Raw genomic sequence first — 18,647 nt, forward strand, 5'->3', positions numbered from 1 at the left:
ATTTTCATGAAAAGTGTGATGAATATTGAATTTTTCGATCCGCCTCGCATCGTGAGCGGCTTAACCCTCAATCGGATCAACATCCAGCACCCATTTCACCTTACGGGAATCCGGTATTGTATTGATGAGTGCCAGCGTACCGTTAATGATGTGTTGCAAGCGCACGCGGGAGGGGTGCTGCAACAATATCTGCCAGCGCCAGCGACCGCCACGTTTAGGTGCCAGTGCCGGAACCGGACCGAGAACCCACAATTTGTCGTCTGCCAGCGGGCTGGAGAGGATCAGATTACGCAGTTGTTGCAGGAACAGCGGCGCATGCTGATTGTTATGATCTTCCGCACGCACAATCACATGGCTGGTCCACGGCGGCAGCTGCATCATGCGTCGCTCAGCCAGTGCCTGTTCGGCAAAAGCGTCGTAGCCTCTATAGAGCAACGTTTGCAATAGCGGGTGTTCCGGATGATGCGTTTGCAGCACCACTTCGCCCTGTTTACCCGCACGCCCGGCACGGCCTGCTACCTGGGTGTATAGCTGGGCAAAACGCTCTGCCGAGCGAAAATCGGCAGAAAACAGCGCGCCGTCCACATCCAGTAACGCTACCAGCGTCACATCCGGAAAGTGGTGACCTTTCGCCAGCATTTGCGTGCCAATCAAGATCCTCGCGCCGCCGCGATGCACTTCCGCCAGTTGTTGTTCCAGCGCTCCTTTGCGGCTGGTGGTATCGCGGTCGATACGAGAAATGGGCACACCAGGGAATAACGGCGCGAGCGTCTGTTCAAGCTGTTCGGTGCCCAGTCCCACGGGTACCAGGTGCGTGGAACCGCAGGAAGGGCACTGGCGCGGCACCGGGCGTTGGCTGTCACAGTGGTGACAGCGCAAATGCTGTTGCGCCTGATGCAGCGTGTAGTAGTGATCGCAACGTGGACATTCGGCAATCCAGCCGCAGTCGTGGCACAGCAAGGCAGGCGCAAAGCCACGGCGGTTAAGAAAGAGGATAACCTGGTTGTCGGCCTGTAAATGCTGGCGCATACGGGTGATTAACGCCGGAGCCAGCCCCGCCTGCACCTTCTGACCTTTTAAATCCAGCACATGTTGAATTGCCGGACGCGCATTCCCTGCCCGACGGGTCAGGCGCAGCAGGCGGTATTTTTTCTGTTGGACGTTGCACAACGTTTCCAGCGCGGGTGTTGCGGAGCCAAGAATAATCGGGATTTGCTCGCTATGCGCACGATACACCGCCAGGTCGCGGGCATGATAGCGCCAGCCTTCCTGCTGCTTGTAGGAGCTGTCGTGCTCTTCATCAATGACAATCACGCCGAGATTTTTAAACGGCGTAAACAGCGCGGAGCGGGTGCCGATCACAATCGCCGCCTCGCCATTTTTCGCTTTCAACCACGCCGAAAGCCGCTCGCTGTCGTTCAGGCCGGAATGCAGAACTTCCACGGGGGCATTAAAACGTTCACGAAAACGGGCGATAGTTTGCGGTGTCAGGCCGATTTCCGGCACCATCACCAGCGCCTGTTTGCCCTGAGCGAGCACGTTTTCCAGTACACTGAGATAAACCTCCGTTTTACCGGAACCGGTAACGCCCGCCAGCAGCCAGGCAGAAAAAGTATCTGCCGCGCTATGAATTGCGCCAACGGCGGTGGCCTGTTCGGTATTCAATCGCAACCGCTCACCAGAAACGGCATAGTTCGTTTGCCAGTCGCTAAACTCTGGTGTTTCACTTGCTAAATCACACAGACCTTTTTTGCGTAGCGCCTGCAACGCGGCATCATTAAATTCGAGCGTGGCGACCTGGTCGCGCCAGATTTTGCCTTGCCGTAACGCCGCCAGCGCCTGTTGTTGCTTGGGGGAGCGTTTCAGGCTGTTCAGATCCACCGCCTGGCCTTGTTCAGTGGCAAACCAGTACCACATCGGCGCGTTCGCCGCAGGCCGCCCCTGGCGCAGTAAAATCGGCAAGGCATGAAACAGCACATCGCCAATCGGATGATGATAGTAATCTGCCGCCCAGAGCAGTAACCGCCAGACGGAGTGAGTAAATACCGGCTCAACGTCCAGCACTTCCACTACCGCTTTCAGCTCGTTAAGCGGCAGCTCACTGACATCGCTAACTGACACCACAACCCCGATGCGCTCCTGCTGTTTGCCAAACGGCACGCGCACGCGACACCCGGCTTTAACCGTCATGCCTTCTGGCAGCAGATAGTCAAAGGTACGAGGAAGCGGAACGGGCAAGGCAACGTGGGCAACGGGCATAGCATCATCCTGACTTGAAATTCGGTGGGTTAGTATACACATTGCCGTAGAAGAGTGCGGATCAGTTTGCATACGCTGGTTAATTTCTGTATGATTTCGCGCCTTCGTACGAAATGATCGTATTGAAGCTATACTTTTAACATCGCGTGGTGTCTGGCGTTAGGGCTGGAAGAGCGACGCGGCCTTAAACCGAGGTTTTCCCATGAAAAAAGATATTCACCCGAAATACGAAGAAATTACTGCTAGCTGCTCTTGCGGTAACGTAATGAAAATCCGCTCCACCGTTGGTCATGACCTGAACCTCGACGTGTGCAGCAAGTGCCACCCGTTCTTCACTGGCAAACAGCGTGATGTTGCTACCGGTGGCCGTGTTGACCGCTTCAACAAGCGTTTCAACATCCCGGGCAGCAAATAAGACCGGATTTCCGAAAAAAGCGCCGCACGGCGCTTTTTTTGTGCCTGTAATTTGCCTTTTATAAATTCTGAAAAATTCCGGGGTGTTAACTCATTATCATTTCCTGTTGTTGACTGGCGCTAGGCTTCTGGTTCTTATTTATTTCAAAAGGATTTTACGATGAGCGGAAAACCGGCGGCGCGTCAGGGCGACATGACGCAGTATGGCGGTAGCATTGTCCAGGGTTCAGCCGGGGTGCGCATCGGTGCCCCCACCGGCGTGGCCTGTTCGGTGTGCCCCGGCGGAGTGACGTCCGGCCATCCGGTCAATCCCCTGCTCGGTGCAAAGGTCCTTCCCGGTGAAACCGACATCGCCCTGCCCGGCCCGCTGCCGTTCATCCTCTCCCGCACCTACAGCAGTTACCGGACAAAAACGCCCGCGCCGGTGGGGAGCCTCGGCCCCGGCTGGAAAATGCCTGCGGATATCCGCTTACAGCTGCGCGATAACACACTGATACTCAGTGATAACGGCGGCAGAAGCCTGTATTTTGAGCACCTGTTTCCCGGTGAGGACGGTTACAGCCGCAGCGAGTCACTGTGGCTGGTGCGCGGCGGCGTGGCGAAACTGGATGAAGGTCACCGGCTGGCCGCACTCTGGCAGGCGCTGCCGGAAGAACTCCGCTTAAGTCCGCATCGTTATCTGGCGACAAACAGTCCGCAGGGGCCGTGGTGGCTGCTCGGCTGGTGTGAGCGGGTGCCGGAAGCGGATGAGGTGCTGCCTGCGCCGCTGCCGCCGTACCGGGTACTGACCGGGCTGGTGGACCGCTTCGGGCGCACACAGACGTTCCACCGCGAAGCCGCCGGTGAATTCAGCGGCGAAATCACCGGCGTGACGGATGGTGCCGGGCGTCACTTCCGGCTGGTACTGACCACGCAGGCGCAGCGGGCAGAAGAAGCCCGGCAGCAGGCCATTTCCGGCGGGACGGAACCGTCCGCTTTTCCTGATACCCTGCCGGGTTACACCGAATATGGCCGGGACAACGGCATCCGTCTGTCTGCCGTGTGGCTGACGCACGACCCGGAATACCCGGAGAATTTACCTGCCGCGCCGCTGGTGCGCTATGGCTGGACGCCACGCGGCGAACTGGCGGTGGTGTATGACCGTAGTGGCAAACAGGTGCGCAGCTTTACTTACGATGATAAATACCGGGGCCGGATGGTGGCGCACCGTCACACGGGCCGGCCGGAAATCCGTTACCGTTACGACAGCGACGGGCGGGTGACAGAACAGCTTAACCCGGCAGGCTTAAGCTACACGTATCAGTATGAGAAAGACCACATCACCATCACCGACAGCCTGGACCGCCGTGAAGTGCTGCACACGCAGGGCGAAGCCGGGCTGAAGCGGGTGGTGAAAAAGGAACACGCGGACGGCAGCGTCACGCAGAGTCAGTTTGACGCCGTGGGCAGGCTCAGGACACAGACGGATGCCGCAGGCCGGACAACAGAATACAGCCCGGATGTGGTGACGGGCCTCATCACGCGCATCACCACGCCGGATGGCAGGGCATCGGCGTTTTACTATAACCACCACAGCCAGTTAACGTCAGCCACCGGGCCTGACGGGCTGGAAATACGCCGGGAATATGATGAATTGGGCCGTCTGATTCAGGAAACTGCCCCTGACGGCGATATCACCCGCTACCGTTATGATAATCCACACAGTGACTTACCCTGCGCAACGGACGATGCCACCGGCAGCCGGAAAACCATGACGTGGAGCCGTTACGGTCAGTTGCTGAGCTTCACCGACTGTTCCGGTTATGTAACCCGTTATGACCATGACCGCTTCGGGCAGATGACGGCGGTGCACCGCGAGGAAGGGCTGAGTCAGTACCGCGCATACGACAGCCGTGGACAGTTAATTGCCGTGAAAGACACGCAGGGCCATGAAACGCGGTATGAATACAACATCGCCGGTGACCTGACCGCCGTCATTGCCCCGGACGGCAGCAGAAACGGGACACAGTACGATGCGTGGGGAAAGGCCGTCCGTACCACGCAGGGCGGGCTGACCCGTAGTATGGAATACGATGCTGCCGGACGGGTCATCCGCCTGACCAGTGAAAACGGCAGCCACACCACCTTCCGTTACGATGTACTCGACCGGCTGATACAGGAAACCGGCTTTGACGGCCGCACACAGCGTTATCACCACGACCTGACCGGCAAACTTATCCGCAGCGAGGATGAGGGGCTGGTCACCCACTGGCACTATGACGAAGCAGACCGCCTCACGCACCGCACCGTGAATGGCGAAACCGCAGAGCGGTGGCGGTATGACGAACGCGGCTGGCTGACAGACATCAGCCATATCAGCGAAGGGCACCGGGTGGCGGTGTATTACGGATATGATGAGAAAGGCCGGCTGACCGGTGAGCGTCAGACGGTGCATCACCCGCAGACGGAAGCACTGCTCTGGCAGCATGAGACCAGACATGCGTACAACGCGCAGGGGCTGGCGAACCGCTGTATACCGGACAGCCTGCCCGCCGTGGAATGGCTGACCTACGGCAGCGGTTACCTGGCAGGCATGAAACTCGGCGACACACCGCTGGTGGAGTACACCCGCGACCGCCTGCACCGGGAAACGCTGCGCAGCTTCGGTCGTTATGAACTCACCACCGCTTACACCCCTGCCGGGCAGTTACAGAGCCAGCACCTGAACAGCCTGCTGTCTGACCGCGATTACACCTGGAACGACAACGGCGAACTCATCCGCATCAGCAGCCCGCGCCAGACCCGGAGTTACAGCTACAGCACCACCGGCAGGCTGACCGGCGTTCACACCACCGCAGCGAACCTTGATATCCGCATCCCGTATGCCACAGACCCGGCAGGTAACCGCCTGCCCGACCCGGAGCTGCACCCGGACAGCACCCTCAGCATGTGGCCGGATAACCGTATCGCCCGTGACGCGCACTATCTTTACCGGTATGACCGTCACGGCAGGCTGACAAAGAAAACCGACCTCATCCCGGAAGGGGTTATCCGCACGGATGATGAGCGGACTCACCGGTACCATTACGACAGTCAGCACCGGCTGGTGCACTACACGCGGACACAATATGCAGAGCCGCTGGTCGAAAGTCGCTATCTTTACGACCCGCTGGGCCGCAGGGTGGCAAAACGGGTATGGCGACGTGAACGGGACCTGACGGGCTGGATGTCGCTGTCACGGAAACCGCAAGTGACCTGGTACGGCTGGGACGGCGACCGGCTGACCACGATACAGAACGACAGGAGCCGCATCCAGACGATTTATCAGCCGGGGAGCTTCACGCCACTCATCAGGGTCGAAACTGCCACCGGTGAGCTGGCGAAAACGCAGCGCCGCAGCCTGGCGGATGCCCTTCAGCAGTCCGGCGGCGAAGACGGTGGCAGTGTGGTGTTCCCGCCGGTGCTGGTGCAGATGCTCGACCGGCTGGAAAGTGAAATCCTGGCTGACCGGGTGAGTGAGGAAAGCCGCCGCTGGCTGGCATCGTGCGGCCTGACCGTGGAGCAGATGCAAAACCAGATGGACCCGGTGTACACGCCGGCGCGAAAAATCCACCTGTACCACTGCGACCATCGCGGCCTGCCGCTGGCGCTCATCAGCACGGAAGGGGCAACAGCGTGGTGCGCAGAATATGATGAATGGGGCAACCTGCTGAATGAAGAGAACCCGCATCAGCTGCAGCAGCTTATCCGGCTGCCGGGGCAGCAGTATGATGAGGAGTCCGGCCTGTATTACAACCGCCACCGCTATTATGACCCGCTGCAGGGGCGGTATATCACTCAGGATCCGATTGGGCTGAAGGGGGGATGGAACCTGTATACATATCCGCTGAGCCCGGTGAATAGCATGGATCCATTAGGATTATATGAATTTAAATCAAAAAATATAGATGATATTGGAATATTTGCATTGGCAATGTGTAATGGAGAATCAATTAACGAGAATAAAGAATATGGTGGACTAATATGTAAGAAGCAAGGTGAATATTTCCCCATGAATCCGATAAGTTCAAATGATAATGATAGTGTAGACTTGCGAAATATAAAATGCCCTGAAGGTTCAGAGAGAGTAGGCGATTATCACACTCACGGTTTTTACTCTGACGATAAAGGAAATAAAGTAACAAAAGAAAATGATGTTTATGATAGTCTAAATTTTTCAAGCAAAGATTTAACGAATTCTTATATGAATGGAATGGGAAAAAAAGAATACAGTAGTTACTTGGGAACACCAAATAACACCTATCTAAAATATAATCCCAAAGCTAAAGGGAATGGAGTTACAATTATCAGGCAAGGGAGTAATTAAAATGAAGGCAATACAATGTTGTTATTTCCTTGCTTTAGTCTCCAGTCATTTAATGGCTGGAGTTATGGGTGATGATAATATATTTTTAAGTAATTCGGATTCAGCTGCTTTATATTGTGTGGCTAAAATATTTCCAGATGGAGAAAATATTTTAATATATAAAGTAAATATAATTAATGCTAGTTCAAAAAAAGATGTTTTTTTTTATGAAAGCCCAACATCAACCCACAATGACATAATGGGGGGCGGGGGAATGTCATATGCCTATGAATATGATGTAAAATATAATATATGTCATTTGAGAAAAAAGAGCAGAATGAGGTAAAAATCTTTGGCTGTGTATTCAGTCTGGTAATCATCCAAGGAAAGCTTATCAGAAGGGTGATGACTCCAATTAGTAGAACATATATTTTCGATAAAAGCACCGATGACTTTTTCATGAAGTTCTACAGAACGCGAGAAACAGATGGTTCTGCGGGCCAGACGTTTGATTCGGGTTCTCAGGGTCAGATTGTTACGCTCAATGTGCTGAGTAAAAATCTTACCAGTCAGATGCTTCTCCTTCGGTAACTTTCTAGCGTAACTACCCCATTCGTCAGTGGTCAACATGCCGATGGTAAAAGGGTAAGCAGCGCCCGCAATTCACGACAGGTTTCGTCAGTCCGGGGGCCAAAAGTGTAGGCCAGAACACCACCAGTTTTCGTGTTGTACACGTACCAGAGCCAGTGCTGTCGCGCTTTACTGCCGACAAAGCTCCATTGCTGACTAAGTTTGCAGATGAGTGCCACATCAGCATGAGCGACCGGGGATGACGTTATTCTTCGTGGCGAGAGTTTTTTAAAGTTCGGATGACTGTATTAATGCCGATTTTCAGCGTACGGGCAGTATCGCGAACCCCGGCACCGTTGAAAGTCATTTCAGCGATTTGGTCTTTAACTCCCGGTTTACGGGGCTCGTAACAGTAACTGAGCTGAAATACCCGGTGACAGTCACGGCCGCGGAATCGATCATGTCTTTTTGGGTTCTGCCCGTGACGGTAAACCTGAACGGACTGGCAACGGGGGCAATGAAGGTTAACTGTGACCATGAAACAACCTTAAAAGCGAGTATTATATCCTTAATTCAACTAATTGGAGGCATCACCGTTTACCGGAGCGACAGCTTGCGGAAAGGTCGTGCAACTACAAAGCAACAAACAGACTACGGCGGGAATTATTTTTTTCATCATCCATTACCACGAAAACAGCGGCCACTCTTTGGCAACCGTGGTGAGTTGTGGCGCGTCGAAAACGGCTTGTGGTGAAACTACCGTTTCCTCAAGCGGAATATTATTACCGTAGCGTTCTTTGAGCTTCGCCTGGACCAGCGGGTTGCTGAGATCAAACTCTTTCAACTTCTGCTGTTCGCCCACGCGCATTCCCAGCGCGTTCTGGTAAACCTTCCACACCACTTCCGAACAGTACTGGCGATCGTCGCTCCATGAGAAGCTGAAATCATACGGTTTACCGAGATAACGTTTTGCCGTTTGCGCCAGTTTTTGCTGTTGTTCAACACTCAGTCCGCCTTCAACGCGGCGAACGACGTATTTGCCCTTTTCACCATGGGCGATCCACTGCTTGAGCGGGGTGTATTTCACCGGGCCGACCGCTTCAAAAACGTAGGGCTTTTTGTTGCGTATCACCAGCATACCGGTGTGGCTGTAATCGGAATGGGTTGCCAGTTGGATCGCTTTACTTTGCGATGAGCGAGAGATTTGAAAGATGATGTCGCCAGTTTGCGGCTGCCAGGCAAAGGCAGGTACAGAAACCAGCAGGCTGAGGATCAGCAGCCTGTTTTTCATAGTTAAACGTCCATGTATAAAAAGCGGTGGGTCGCAGACAACGTGCTCGTTGTTTATGCCGGATGCGGCGTGAACGCCTTATCCGGCCTACAAGTTCGTGCAAATTCAATAAATTGCAATATGACGTAGGCCTGATAAGCGTAGCGCATCAGGCGGTTCCACTCCGCGCCGCTCTTTTCCGCTTTAGTATTCCCACGTCTCCGGGTTAATCCCCATCTCACGCATGATCTCTTTTGCCGCTTCCGGGATTTCGTCGCTGCGCTCTTTACGCAGATCGGCATCATCCGGCAAAGGTTGCCCGGTAAAGGCATGCAGAAACGCTTCGCACAGCAGCTCGCTGTTGGTAGCGTGACGCAGGTTGTTCACCTGACGACGCGTGCGTTCATCGGTGAGGATTTTTAACACCTTAAGAGGAATGGAAACCGTAATCTTTTTGACTTGTTCACTCTTCTTGCCGTGCTCAGCGTATGGGCTGATATATTCGCCGCTCCATTCAGCCATGAGATACTTAATCCTCTTCGTCAATAAATTGAGACCAGACCACACATTTAATGTGGCCACTGACCGTAAACCCGCATAGTTTACCGTACAGGCGTTACCGTGACATCGGGTAATCCACCTGCTGGCGTGATAATGCATATAATTTTAACGGCTATTTGGGATTTGCTCAATCTATACGCAAAGAAGTTTAGATGTCCAGATGTATTGACGTCCATTAACACAATGTTTACTCTGGTGCCTGACATTTCACCGACCAAGCCCAGGGAACTTCATCACATGACGCGTAAACAGGCCACCATCGCAGTGCGTAGCGGGTTAAATGACGACGAACAGTATGGTTGCGTTGTCCCACCGATCCATCTTTCCAGCACATATAACTTTACCGGATTTAATGAACCGCGCGCGCATGATTACTCGCGTCGCGGCAACCCAACGCGCGATGTGGTTCAGCGTGCGCTGGCAGAACTGGAAGGCGGTGCTGGTGCAGTACTTACTAATACCGGCATGTCCGCGATTCACCTGGTAACGACCGTCTTTTTGAAACCTGGCGATCTGCTGGTTGCGCCGCACGACTGCTACGGCGGTAGCTATCGCCTGTTCGACAGCCTGGCGAAACGCGGTTGCTATCGCGTGTTGTTTGTTGATCAAGGCGATGAACAGGCATTACGGGCAGCGCTGGCAGATAAACCCAAACTGGTACTGGTAGAAAGCCCAAGTAATCCATTGTTACGCGTCGTGGATATTGCGAAAATCTGCCATCTGGCAAGGGAAGTCGGGGCGGTGAGCGTGGTGGATAACACCTTCTTAAGCCCGGCATTACAAAATCCGCTGGCATTAGGTGCCGATCTGGTGTTGCATTCATGCACGAAATATCTGAACGGTCACTCAGACGTGGTGGCCGGCGTGGTGATTGCTAAAGACCCGGACGTTGTCACTGAACTTGCCTGGTGGGCAAACAATATTGGCGTGACGGGCGGCGCGTTTGACAGCTATCTGCTGCTACGCGGGTTGCGAACGCTGGTGCCGCGTATGGAGCTGGCGCAGCGCAACGCGCAGGCGATTGTGAAATATCTGCAAACCCAGCCGTTGGTGAAAAAACTGTATCACCCGTCGCTGCCGGAAAATCAGGGGCATGAAATTGCCGCGCGTCAGCAAAAAGGCTTTGGCGCAATGTTGAGTTTTGAACTGGATGGCGATGAGCAGACGCTGCGTCGTTTCCTGGGCGGGCTGTCGTTGTTTACGCTGGCGGAATCATTAGGGGGAGTGGAAAGTTTAATCTCTCACGCCGCAACCATGACACATGCAGGCATGGCACCAGAAGCGCGTGCTGCCGCCGGGATTTCCGAGACGCTGCTGCGTATCTCCACCGGTATTGAAGATGGCGAAGATTTAATTGCCGACCTGGAAAATGGCTTCCGGGCTGCAAACAAGGGGTAAAAATGAGTGTGATTGCGCAGGCAGGGGCGAAAGGTCGTCAGCTGCATAAATTTGGTGGCAGTAGTCTGGCTGATGTGAAGTGTTATTTGCGTGTCGCGGGCATTATGGCGGAGTACTCTCAGCCTGACGATATGATGGTGGTTTCCGCCGCCGGTAGCACCACTAACCAGTTGATTAACTGGTTGAAACTAAGCCAGACCGATCGTCTCTCTGCGCATCAGGTTCAACAAACGCTGCGTCGCTATCAGTGCGATCTGATTAGCGGTCTGCTACCCGCTGAAGAAGCCGATAGCCTCATTAGCGCTTTTGTCAGCGACCTTGAGCGCCTGGCGGCGCTGCTCGACAGCGGTATTAACGACGCAGTGTATGCGGAAGTGGTGGGCCACGGGGAAGTATGGTCGGCACGCCTGATGTCTGCGGTACTTAATCAACAAGGGCTGCCAGCGGCCTGGCTTGATGCCCGCGAGTTTTTACGCGCTGAACGCGCCGCACAACCGCAGGTTGATGAAGGGCTTTCTTACCCGTTGCTGCAACAGCTGCTGGTGCAACATCCGGGCAAACGTCTGGTGGTGACCGGATTTATCAGCCGCAACAACGCCGGTGAAACGGTGCTGCTGGGGCGTAACGGTTCCGACTATTCCGCGACACAAATCGGTGCGCTGGCGGGTGTTTCTCGTGTAACCATCTGGAGCGACGTCGCCGGGGTATACAGTGCCGACCCGCGTAAAGTGAAAGATGCCTGCCTGCTGCCGTTGCTGCGTCTGGATGAGGCCAGCGAACTGGCGCGCCTGGCGGCTCCCGTTCTTCACGCCCGTACTTTACAGCCAGTTTCTGGCAGCGAAATCGACCTGCAGCTGCGCTGTAGCTACACGCCGGATCAAGGCTCCACGCGCATTGAACGCGTGCTGGCCTCCGGTACTGGTGCGCGTATTGTCACCAGCCACGATGATGTCTGTTTGATTGAGTTTCAGGTGCCCGCCAGTCAGGATTTCAAACTGGCGCATAAAGAGATCGACCAAATCCTGAAACGCGCGCAGGTACGCCCGCTGGCGGTTGGCGTACATAACGATCGCCAGTTGCTGCAATTTTGCTACACCTCAGAAGTGGCCGACAGTGCGCTGAAAATCCTCGACGAAGCGGGATTACCTGGCGAACTGCGCCTGCGTCAGGGGCTGGCGCTGGTGGCGATGGTCGGTGCAGGCGTCACCCGTAACCCGCTGCATTGCCACCGCTTCTGGCAGCAACTGAAAGGCCAGCCGGTCGAATTTACCTGGCAGTCCGATGACGGCATCAGCCTGGTGGCAGTACTGCGCACCGGCCCGACCGAAAGCCTGATTCAGGGGCTGCATCAGTCCGTCTTCCGCGCAGAAAAACGCATCGGCCTGGTATTGTTCGGTAAGGGCAATATCGGTTCCCGTTGGCTGGAACTGTTCGCCCGTGAGCAGAGCACGCTTTCGGCACGTACCGGCTTTGAGTTTGTGCTGGCAGGTGTGGTGGACAGCCGCCGCAGCCTGTTGAGCTATGACGGGCTGGACGCCAGTCGCGCGTTAGCCTTCTTCAACGATGAAGCGGTTGAGCAGGATGAAGAGTCGTTGTTCCTGTGGATGCGCGCCCATCCGTATGATGATTTAGTGGTGCTGGACGTTACCGCCAGCCAGCAGCTTGCTGATCAGTATCTTGATTTCGCCAGCCACGGTTTCCACGTTATCAGCGCCAACAAACTGGCGGGAGCCAGCGACAGCAATAAATATCGCCAGATCCACGACGCCTTCGAAAAAACCGGGCGTCACTGGCTGTACAATGCCACCGTCGGTGCGGGCTTGCCGATCAACCACACCGTGCGCGATCTGATCGACAGCGGCGATACTATTTTGTCGATCAGCGGGATCTTCTCCGGCACGCTCTCCTGGCTGTTCCTGCAATTCGACGGTAGCGTGCCGTTTACCGAGCTGGTGGATCAGGCGTGGCAGCAGGGCTTAACCGAGCCTGATCCGCGTGACGACCTCTCCGGCAAAGACGTAATGCGCAAGCTGGTAATTCTGGCGCGTGAAGCGGGTTACAACATTGAACCGGACCAGGTACGTGTGGAATCGCTGGTGCCTGCTCATTGCGAAGGCGGCAGCATCGACCATTTCTTTGAAAATGGCGATGAACTTAACGAGCAGATGGTGCAACGGCTGGAAGCGGCCCGCGAAATGGGGCTGGTGCTGCGCTACGTGGCGCGTTTCGATGCCAACGGCAAAGCGCGTGTGGGCGTGGAGGCGGTGCGTGAAGACCATCCGCTGGCATCACTGCTGCCGTGCGATAACGTCTTTGCCATCGAAAGCCGCTGGTATCGCGACAACCCGCTGGTGATCCGTGGGCCTGGCGCGGGGCGCGACGTCACCGCCGGGGCGATTCAGTCGGATATCAACCGGCTGGCACAGTTGTTGTAATTTCAGAAATTTAATAATGCCCGGTACTCATGTTTTCGGGTTTATGGTTTCTAATGAAATATATTGAATTATCATAGGATTAGGCCGGATTAAGCGTTTACGACGAATCCGGCAAGAAGCAATAAGTACATGGTTAGTTTATATTTGCAGTCCGGTTTGCTTTGCATACCGGATTTTCTTTTTCTTACCATCCTGAAGTTTTTTCATCTTCCCTGATTTTTCCTCACCATCATTGGTCATTTTTCGGTTGACGCCCTTCGGCTTTTCCTTCATCTTTACATCTGGACGTCTAAACGGATAGATGTGCACAACACAACATATAACTACAAGCGATTGATGAGGTAAGGTATGAGCTTTTTTCACGCCAGCCAGCGGGATGCCCTGAATCAGAGCCTGGCAGAAGTCCAGGGGCAAATTAACGTTTCGTTCGAGTTTTTCCCGCCGCGTACCAGTGAAATGGAGCAGACCCTGTGGAACTCCATCGATCGCCTTAGCAGCCTGAAACCGAAGTTTGTATCGGTGACCTATGGCGCGAACTCCGGCGAGCGCGACCGTACGCACAGCATTATTAAAGGCATTAAAGATCGCACTGGTCTGGAAGCGGCACCGCATCTTACTTGCATTGATGCGACGCCCGACGAGCTGCGCACCATTGCACGCGACTACTGGAATAACGGTATTCGTCATATCGTGGCGCTGCGTGGCGATCTGCCGCCGGGAAGTGGTAAGCCGGAAATGTATGCTTCTGACCTGGTGACGCTGTTAAAAGAAGTGGCAGATTTCGATATCTCCGTGGCGGCGTATCCGGAGGTTCACCCGGAAGCAAAAAGCGCTCAGGCGGATTTGCTCAACCTGAAACGCAAAGTCGATGCCGGAGCCAACCGCGCGATTACTCAGTTCTTCTTTGATGTCGAAAGCTACCTGCGTTTTCGTGACCGCTGCGTATCGGCGGGTATTGATGTGGAAATTATTCCGGGAATTTTGCCGGTCTCGAACTTTAAACAAGCGAAGAAATTTGCCGATATGACCAACGTGCGTATTCCGGCGTGGATGGCACAAATGTTTGACGGGCTGGACGACGATGCCGAAACCCGCAAACTGGTGGGAGCGAATATTGCCATGGATATGGTGAAGATTTTAAGCCGTGAAGGAGTGAAAGATTTCCACTTCTATACGCTTAACCGCGCTGAAATGAGTTACGCGATTTGCCATACGCTGGGTGTTCGACCTGGTTTATAAATAGTGTGGCTTTTGTGAAAATCACACAGTGATCACAAATTTTAAACAGAGCACAAAATGCTGCCTCGAAATGAGGGCGGGAAAATAAGGTTATCAGCCTTGTTTTCTCCCTCATTACTTGAAGGATATGAACCTAAAACCCTTTTTTATAAAGCATTTGTCCGAATTCGGACATAATCAAAAAAGCTTAATTACGATCAATTTGATCTACATCTCTTTAACCAACAATATGTAAGATCTCAACTATCGCATCCGTGGATTAATTCAATTATAACTTCTCTCTAACGCTGTGTATCGTAACGGTAACACTGTAGAGGGGAGCACATTGATGAGCACGTCAGACGATATTCATAACACCACAGCCACTGGCAAATGCCCGTTCCATCAGGGCGGTCACGACCAGAGCGCGGGGGCGGGCACAACCACTCGCGACTGGTGGCCAAATCAACTCCGTGTTGACCTGTTAAACCAACATTCTAATCGTTCTAACCCACTGGGTGAGGACTTTGACTACCGCAAAGAATTCAGCAAATTAGATTACTACGGCCTGAAAAAAGATCTGAAAGCCCTGCTGACAGAATCTCAGCCGTGGTGGCCTGCCGACTGGGGCAGTTACGCCGGTCTGTTTATTCGTATGGCCTGGCACGGCGCGGGTACTTACCGTTCAATCGATGGACGCGGCGGCGCGGGTCGTGGTCAGCAACGTTTTGCACCGCTGAACTCTTGGCCGGATAACGTAAGCCTCGATAAAGCGCGTCGCCTGTTGTGGCCAATCAAACAGAAATATGGTCAGAAAATCTCCTGGGCCGACCTGTTTATCCTCGCAGGTAACGTGGCGCTGGAAAACTCCGGCTTCCGTACCTTCGGTTTTGGTGCCGGTCGTGAAGACGTCTGGGAACCGGATCTGGATGTTAACTGGGGTGATGAAAAAGCCTGGCTGACTCACCGTCATCCGGAAGCGCTGGCGAAAGCACCGCTGGGTGCAACCGAGATGGGCCTGATTTACGTTAACCCGGAAGGCCCGGACCACAGCGGCGAACCGCTTTCTGCGGCAGCAGCTATCCGCGCGACCTTCGGCAACATGGGCATGAACGACGAAGAAACCGTGGCGCTGATTGCGGGTGGTCATACGCTGGGTAAAACCCACGGTGCCGGTCCGACATCAAATGTAGGTCCTGATCCAGAAGCTGCACCGATTGAAGAACAAGGTTTAGGCTGGGCGAGCACTTACGGCAGCGGCGTTGGCGCAGATGCCATTACCTCTGGTCTGGAAGTTGTCTGGACCCAGACGCCGACCCAGTGGAGCAACTATTTCTTCGAGAACCTGTTCAAATATGAGTGGGTACAGACCCGCAGTCCGGCTGGCGCAATCCAGTTCGAAGCGGTAGACGCACCGGAAATTATCCCGGATCCGTTCGATCCGTCGAAGAAACGTAAACCGACGATGCTGGTGACCGACCTGACGCTGCGTTTTGATCCTGAGTTCGAGAAGATCTCTCGTCGTTTCCTCAACGATCCGCAGGCGTTCAACGAAGCCTTTGCCCGTGCCTGGTTCAAACTGACGCACAGGGATATGGGGCCGAAATCTCGTTACATCGGACCGGAAGTACCGAAAGAAGATCTGATCTGGCAAGATCCGCTGCCGCAGCCGATCTACAACCCGACCGAGCAGGACATTATCGATCTGAAATTCGCGATTGCGGATTCTGGTCTGTCTGTTAGTGAGCTGGTATCGGTGGCCTGGGCATCTGCTTCTACCTTCCGTGGTGGCGACAAACGCGGTGGTGCCAACGGTGCGCGTCTGGCATTAATGCCGCAGCGCGACTGGGATGTGAACGCCGCAGCCGTTCGTGCTCTGCCTGTTCTGGAGAAAATCCAGAAAGAGTCTGGTAAAGCCTCGCTGGCGGATATCATCGTGCTGGCTGGTGTGGTTGGTGTTGAGAAAGCCGCAAGCGCCGCAGGTTTGAGCATTCATGTACCGTTTGCGCCGGGTCGCGTTGATGCGCGTCAGGATCAGACTGACATTGAGATGTTTGAGCTGCTGGAGCCAATTGCTGACGGTTTCCGTAACTATCGCGCTCGTCTGGACGTTTCCACCACCGAGTCACTGCTGATCGACAAAGCACAGCAACTGACGCTGACCGCGCCGGAAATGACTGCGCTGGTGGGCGGGATGCGTGTACTGGGTGCCAACTTCGATGGCAGCAAAAACGGCGTCTTCACTGACCGCGTTGGCGTATTGAGCAATGACTTCTTCGTGAACTTGCTGGATATGCGTTACGAGTGGAAAGCGACTGACGAATCGAAAGAGCTGTTCGAAGGTCGTGACCGTGAAACCGGCGAAGTGAAATACACAGCCAGCCGTGCGGATCTGGTATTTGGTTCTAACTCTGTCCTGCGTGCGGTAGCGGAAGTTTACGCCAGCAGCGATGCCCACGAGAAGTTTGTTAAAGACTTCGTGGCGGCATGGGTGAAAGTGATGAACCTCGACCGTTTCGACCTGCTGTAATCTGACCTTCTTCAGCGACTGTCTTTCAGGCAGTCGCTGAAGTTTCTTTACCGGCGTATAGTGTCCACAGGAAAACTACACACTGGATCTCTCATGTCTGCCGCAGGAAAGAGCAACCCACTGGCAATCAGTGGCCTGGTTGTGCTCACACTTATCTGGAGTTATAGCTGGATTTTCATGAAGCAAGTCACCAGCTACATCGGTGCCTTCGACTTTACCGCCTTACGCTGCATTTTCGGCGCTCTCGTTTTATTCATCGTCCTTTTATTACGTGGTCGCGGAATGCGCCCGACACCGTTTAAATACACCTTAGCCATTGCCCTGTTACAAACCTGCGGGATGGTTGGCCTGGCGCAGTGGGCGCTGGTCAGCGGCGGAGCGGGGAAGGTGGCGATCCTAAGCTATACCATGCCGTTCTGGGTGGTGATTTTCGCCGCGTTGTTTCTCGGTGAACGCCTGCGACGTGGGCAATATTTCGCGATACTGATTGCCGCTTTCGGCTTATTTTTGGTGTTGCAGCCGTGGCAACTCGATTTCTCTTCAATGAAAAGTGCCATGCTGGCAATCCTCTCCGGCGTCAGTTGGGGGGCGAGCGCGATTGTTGCTAAACGCCTATACACCCGTCATCCGCGCGTGGATTTATTATCGTTAACATCCTGGCAGATGCTCTATGCGGCGCTGGTGATGAGTGTGGTCGCTTTACTGGTGCCGCAACGTGAAATTGACTGGCAGCCCACCGTGTTCTGGGCGCTGGCCTACAGTGCGATTCTGGCGACGGCGCTGGCGTGGAGCTTATGGTTGTTTGTATTGAAAAACTTGCCTGCCAGTATTGCCAGCTTAAGCACGCTGGCCGTTCCCGTTTGCGGCGTACTCTTTTCCTGGTGGCTGCTCGGTGAGAATCCGGGGGCCGTTGAAGGTAGCGGTATTGTGCTGATTGTGCTGGCACTGGCGCTGGTGAGCCGTAAGAAAAAAGAAGCTGTCAGTGTAAAAAGCATCTGAATTTTTTCTTCATGTGGGGCGATCGCTTATTTAACAAAATAACGATAATGCCCCACCATCCGCCAGCTAAACAGCACATCTTCTTCCTGCGCGCCTGCGCCAATGTTATGTATCACCAGCGGCGTACCGTCGCGGGCGAAGCCATCTGAAACCACCCCAATATGTGCCAGCCCGTTATCTAATCGCCAGGAGACAATATCGCCCGCTTGATAGTCACTGGGGTTCTTGCTGATGGGGCGTGTTTTATCGTGGCGGGTAAACCAGGTTTCCAGATTAGGCACCCGACGGTGATCGATGTTGCTGTCCGGGCGCTTTAACTTCCACTTTTGCGGATAATCGGCAAAATTCTTCGCCATATCTTCGTGAACCAGTTTCTGCAAATCGACCTTCTGGCTGCGCAATGCGCGGATCACCACATCGGAACATACGCCGCGTTCTTGCGGGACATCACCGCCAGGATAAGTAAGCTGCACATACGCCGGATCGTAAAATAGCGTGCTGCCAATTTGCTGTCTGGCACCGTCTGCGATGGCAAGGTTGGTATTGGCCTGGATTTGTACCACGGTTGGTGGAATGGCGGGAGATTTTAAGGAGTGGCTGGTAAATGCCGTTAGCAGGCTGAGCAGCGCCAGTGAAGCTTTCATCTGGTTCGTCCGTGAAAATAAGAGT

General features: G+C 54.3%; 13 protein-coding genes and 1 pseudogene. 8 read left to right on the forward strand and 6 right to left on the reverse strand.

Translation table 11 applies throughout. From position 1 onward, the window contains the following. Positions 1 to 60: 60 nt before the first annotated feature. Positions 61 to 2,259 carry a primosomal protein N' gene (gene priA / locus HUZ68_RS00285; protein ID WP_239594003.1) on the reverse strand — a complete coding sequence of 733 codons (2,199 nt, stop codon included), beginning with the start codon at positions 2,257 to 2,259 and terminating at the stop codon, positions 61 to 63. 202 nt (positions 2,260 to 2,461) lie between these two features. Between priA and rpmE the strand changes: the two genes are divergently transcribed. From rpmE to HUZ68_RS00300, 3 genes are all read left to right on the forward strand, one after another. Next, complete coding sequence (gene rpmE / locus HUZ68_RS00290; RefSeq protein ID WP_000710769.1) at positions 2,462 to 2,674, forward strand: 50S ribosomal protein L31; 213 nt, start codon at positions 2,462 to 2,464, stop codon at positions 2,672 to 2,674. 159 nt (positions 2,675 to 2,833) lie between these two features. Further along, complete coding sequence (gene rhsC / locus HUZ68_RS00295) at positions 2,834 to 7,018, forward strand: rhs element protein RhsC (protein WP_239594004.1); 4,185 nt, start codon at positions 2,834 to 2,836, stop codon at positions 7,016 to 7,018. A 1-nt stretch (position 7,019) separates the two neighbouring features. Next, positions 7,020 to 7,343 (forward strand): RHS element protein dsORF-f3, encoded by a 324-nt coding sequence (locus HUZ68_RS00300; RefSeq protein ID WP_001323627.1) that lies wholly within the window; start codon positions 7,020 to 7,022, stop codon positions 7,341 to 7,343. A gap of 69 nt (positions 7,344 to 7,412) precedes the next feature. Here the strand turns inward: HUZ68_RS00300 and HUZ68_RS00305 are convergent. The 3 genes and pseudogenes from HUZ68_RS00305 to metJ all read right to left on the reverse strand — a co-directional run bounded on the left by HUZ68_RS00305 (position 7,413) and on the right by metJ (position 9,359). Then, positions 7,413 to 8,105: pseudogene (locus tag HUZ68_RS00305) on the reverse strand (IS1 family transposase). Positions 8,106 to 8,249: 144 nt separating this feature from the next. Then, a complete protein-coding gene (locus tag HUZ68_RS00310) occupies positions 8,250 to 8,858 on the reverse strand; it encodes a YiiX family permuted papain-like enzyme (RefSeq protein ID WP_000797342.1) in 609 nt (202 codons plus the stop codon). A gap of 183 nt (positions 8,859 to 9,041) precedes the next feature. Next, on the reverse strand, positions 9,042 to 9,359 hold the full coding sequence (metJ, locus tag HUZ68_RS00315) for a met regulon transcriptional regulator MetJ (protein WP_000852812.1): 318 nt from the start codon (positions 9,357 to 9,359) through the stop codon (positions 9,042 to 9,044). 276 nt (positions 9,360 to 9,635) lie between these two features. Here metJ and metB point away from each other — a divergent pair, with 276 nt between their 5' ends. Then, positions 9,636 to 10,796: a cystathionine gamma-synthase gene (gene metB / locus HUZ68_RS00320; RefSeq protein WP_001352864.1), complete on the forward strand. Its 1,161-nt coding sequence runs from the start codon at positions 9,636 to 9,638 to the stop codon at positions 10,794 to 10,796. Positions 10,797 to 10,798: 2 nt separating this feature from the next. Beyond that, positions 10,799 to 13,231, forward strand: coding sequence for a bifunctional aspartate kinase/homoserine dehydrogenase II (metL, locus tag HUZ68_RS00325; RefSeq protein ID WP_000110772.1), 2,433 nt, complete (start codon positions 10,799 to 10,801; stop codon positions 13,229 to 13,231). A gap of 138 nt (positions 13,232 to 13,369) precedes the next feature. Here the strand turns inward: metL and HUZ68_RS24895 are convergent, their stop codons facing one another. Beyond that, positions 13,370 to 13,504: a hypothetical protein gene (locus HUZ68_RS24895; protein ID WP_000660586.1), complete on the reverse strand. Its 135-nt coding sequence runs from the start codon at positions 13,502 to 13,504 to the stop codon at positions 13,370 to 13,372. A gap of 75 nt (positions 13,505 to 13,579) precedes the next feature. Here HUZ68_RS24895 and metF point away from each other — a divergent pair, with 75 nt between their 5' ends. The 3 genes from metF (at position 13,580) to yijE (ending at position 17,978) form a co-directional block, all read left to right on the forward strand. Next, positions 13,580 to 14,470 carry a methylenetetrahydrofolate reductase gene (gene metF, locus HUZ68_RS00330; RefSeq protein WP_000007523.1) on the forward strand — a complete coding sequence of 297 codons (891 nt, stop codon included), beginning with the start codon at positions 13,580 to 13,582 and terminating at the stop codon, positions 14,468 to 14,470. A 328-nt stretch (positions 14,471 to 14,798) separates the two neighbouring features. Beyond that, positions 14,799 to 16,979: a catalase/peroxidase HPI gene (gene katG, locus HUZ68_RS00335; RefSeq protein ID WP_001297636.1), complete on the forward strand. Its 2,181-nt coding sequence runs from the start codon at positions 14,799 to 14,801 to the stop codon at positions 16,977 to 16,979. A gap of 93 nt (positions 16,980 to 17,072) precedes the next feature. After that, positions 17,073 to 17,978, forward strand: coding sequence for a cystine transporter YijE (gene yijE / locus HUZ68_RS00340; RefSeq protein ID WP_001297632.1), 906 nt, complete (start codon positions 17,073 to 17,075; stop codon positions 17,976 to 17,978). A 26-nt stretch (positions 17,979 to 18,004) separates the two neighbouring features. Here the strand turns inward: yijE and HUZ68_RS00345 are convergent, their stop codons facing one another. After that, on the reverse strand, positions 18,005 to 18,622 hold the full coding sequence (locus HUZ68_RS00345) for a DUF1287 domain-containing protein (RefSeq protein ID WP_000647868.1): 618 nt from the start codon (positions 18,620 to 18,622) through the stop codon (positions 18,005 to 18,007). Positions 18,623 to 18,647: the final 25 nt, after the last annotated feature.

The sequence above is a fragment of the Shigella dysenteriae genome (assembly GCF_022354085.1).
Lineage (GTDB): Bacteria > Pseudomonadota > Gammaproteobacteria > Enterobacterales > Enterobacteriaceae > Escherichia > Escherichia coli.

Excerpts from the sequence above, each read along its gene's own strand:
- priA (WP_239594003.1), bottom strand. The coding sequence starts at position 2,259 with ATGCCCGTTGCCCACGTTGCCTTGCCCGTTCCGCTTCCTCGTACCTTT.
- rpmE (WP_000710769.1), top strand. The coding sequence starts at position 2,462 with ATGAAAAAAGATATTCACCCGAAATACGAAGAAATTACTGCTAGCTGC.
- rhsC (WP_239594004.1), top strand. The coding sequence starts at position 2,834 with ATGAGCGGAAAACCGGCGGCGCGTCAGGGCGACATGACGCAGTATGGC.
- HUZ68_RS00300 (WP_001323627.1), top strand. The coding sequence starts at position 7,020 with ATGAAGGCAATACAATGTTGTTATTTCCTTGCTTTAGTCTCCAGTCAT.
- HUZ68_RS00310 (WP_000797342.1), bottom strand. The coding sequence starts at position 8,858 with ATGAAAAACAGGCTGCTGATCCTCAGCCTGCTGGTTTCTGTACCTGCC.
- metJ (WP_000852812.1), bottom strand. The coding sequence starts at position 9,359 with ATGGCTGAATGGAGCGGCGAATATATCAGCCCATACGCTGAGCACGGC.
- metB (WP_001352864.1), top strand. The coding sequence starts at position 9,636 with ATGACGCGTAAACAGGCCACCATCGCAGTGCGTAGCGGGTTAAATGAC.
- metL (WP_000110772.1), top strand. The coding sequence starts at position 10,799 with ATGAGTGTGATTGCGCAGGCAGGGGCGAAAGGTCGTCAGCTGCATAAA.
- HUZ68_RS24895 (WP_000660586.1), bottom strand. The coding sequence starts at position 13,504 with ATGAAGGAAAAGCCGAAGGGCGTCAACCGAAAAATGACCAATGATGGT.
- metF (WP_000007523.1), top strand. The coding sequence starts at position 13,580 with ATGAGCTTTTTTCACGCCAGCCAGCGGGATGCCCTGAATCAGAGCCTG.
- katG (WP_001297636.1), top strand. The coding sequence starts at position 14,799 with ATGAGCACGTCAGACGATATTCATAACACCACAGCCACTGGCAAATGC.
- yijE (WP_001297632.1), top strand. The coding sequence starts at position 17,073 with ATGTCTGCCGCAGGAAAGAGCAACCCACTGGCAATCAGTGGCCTGGTT.
- HUZ68_RS00345 (WP_000647868.1), bottom strand. The coding sequence starts at position 18,622 with ATGAAAGCTTCACTGGCGCTGCTCAGCCTGCTAACGGCATTTACCAGC.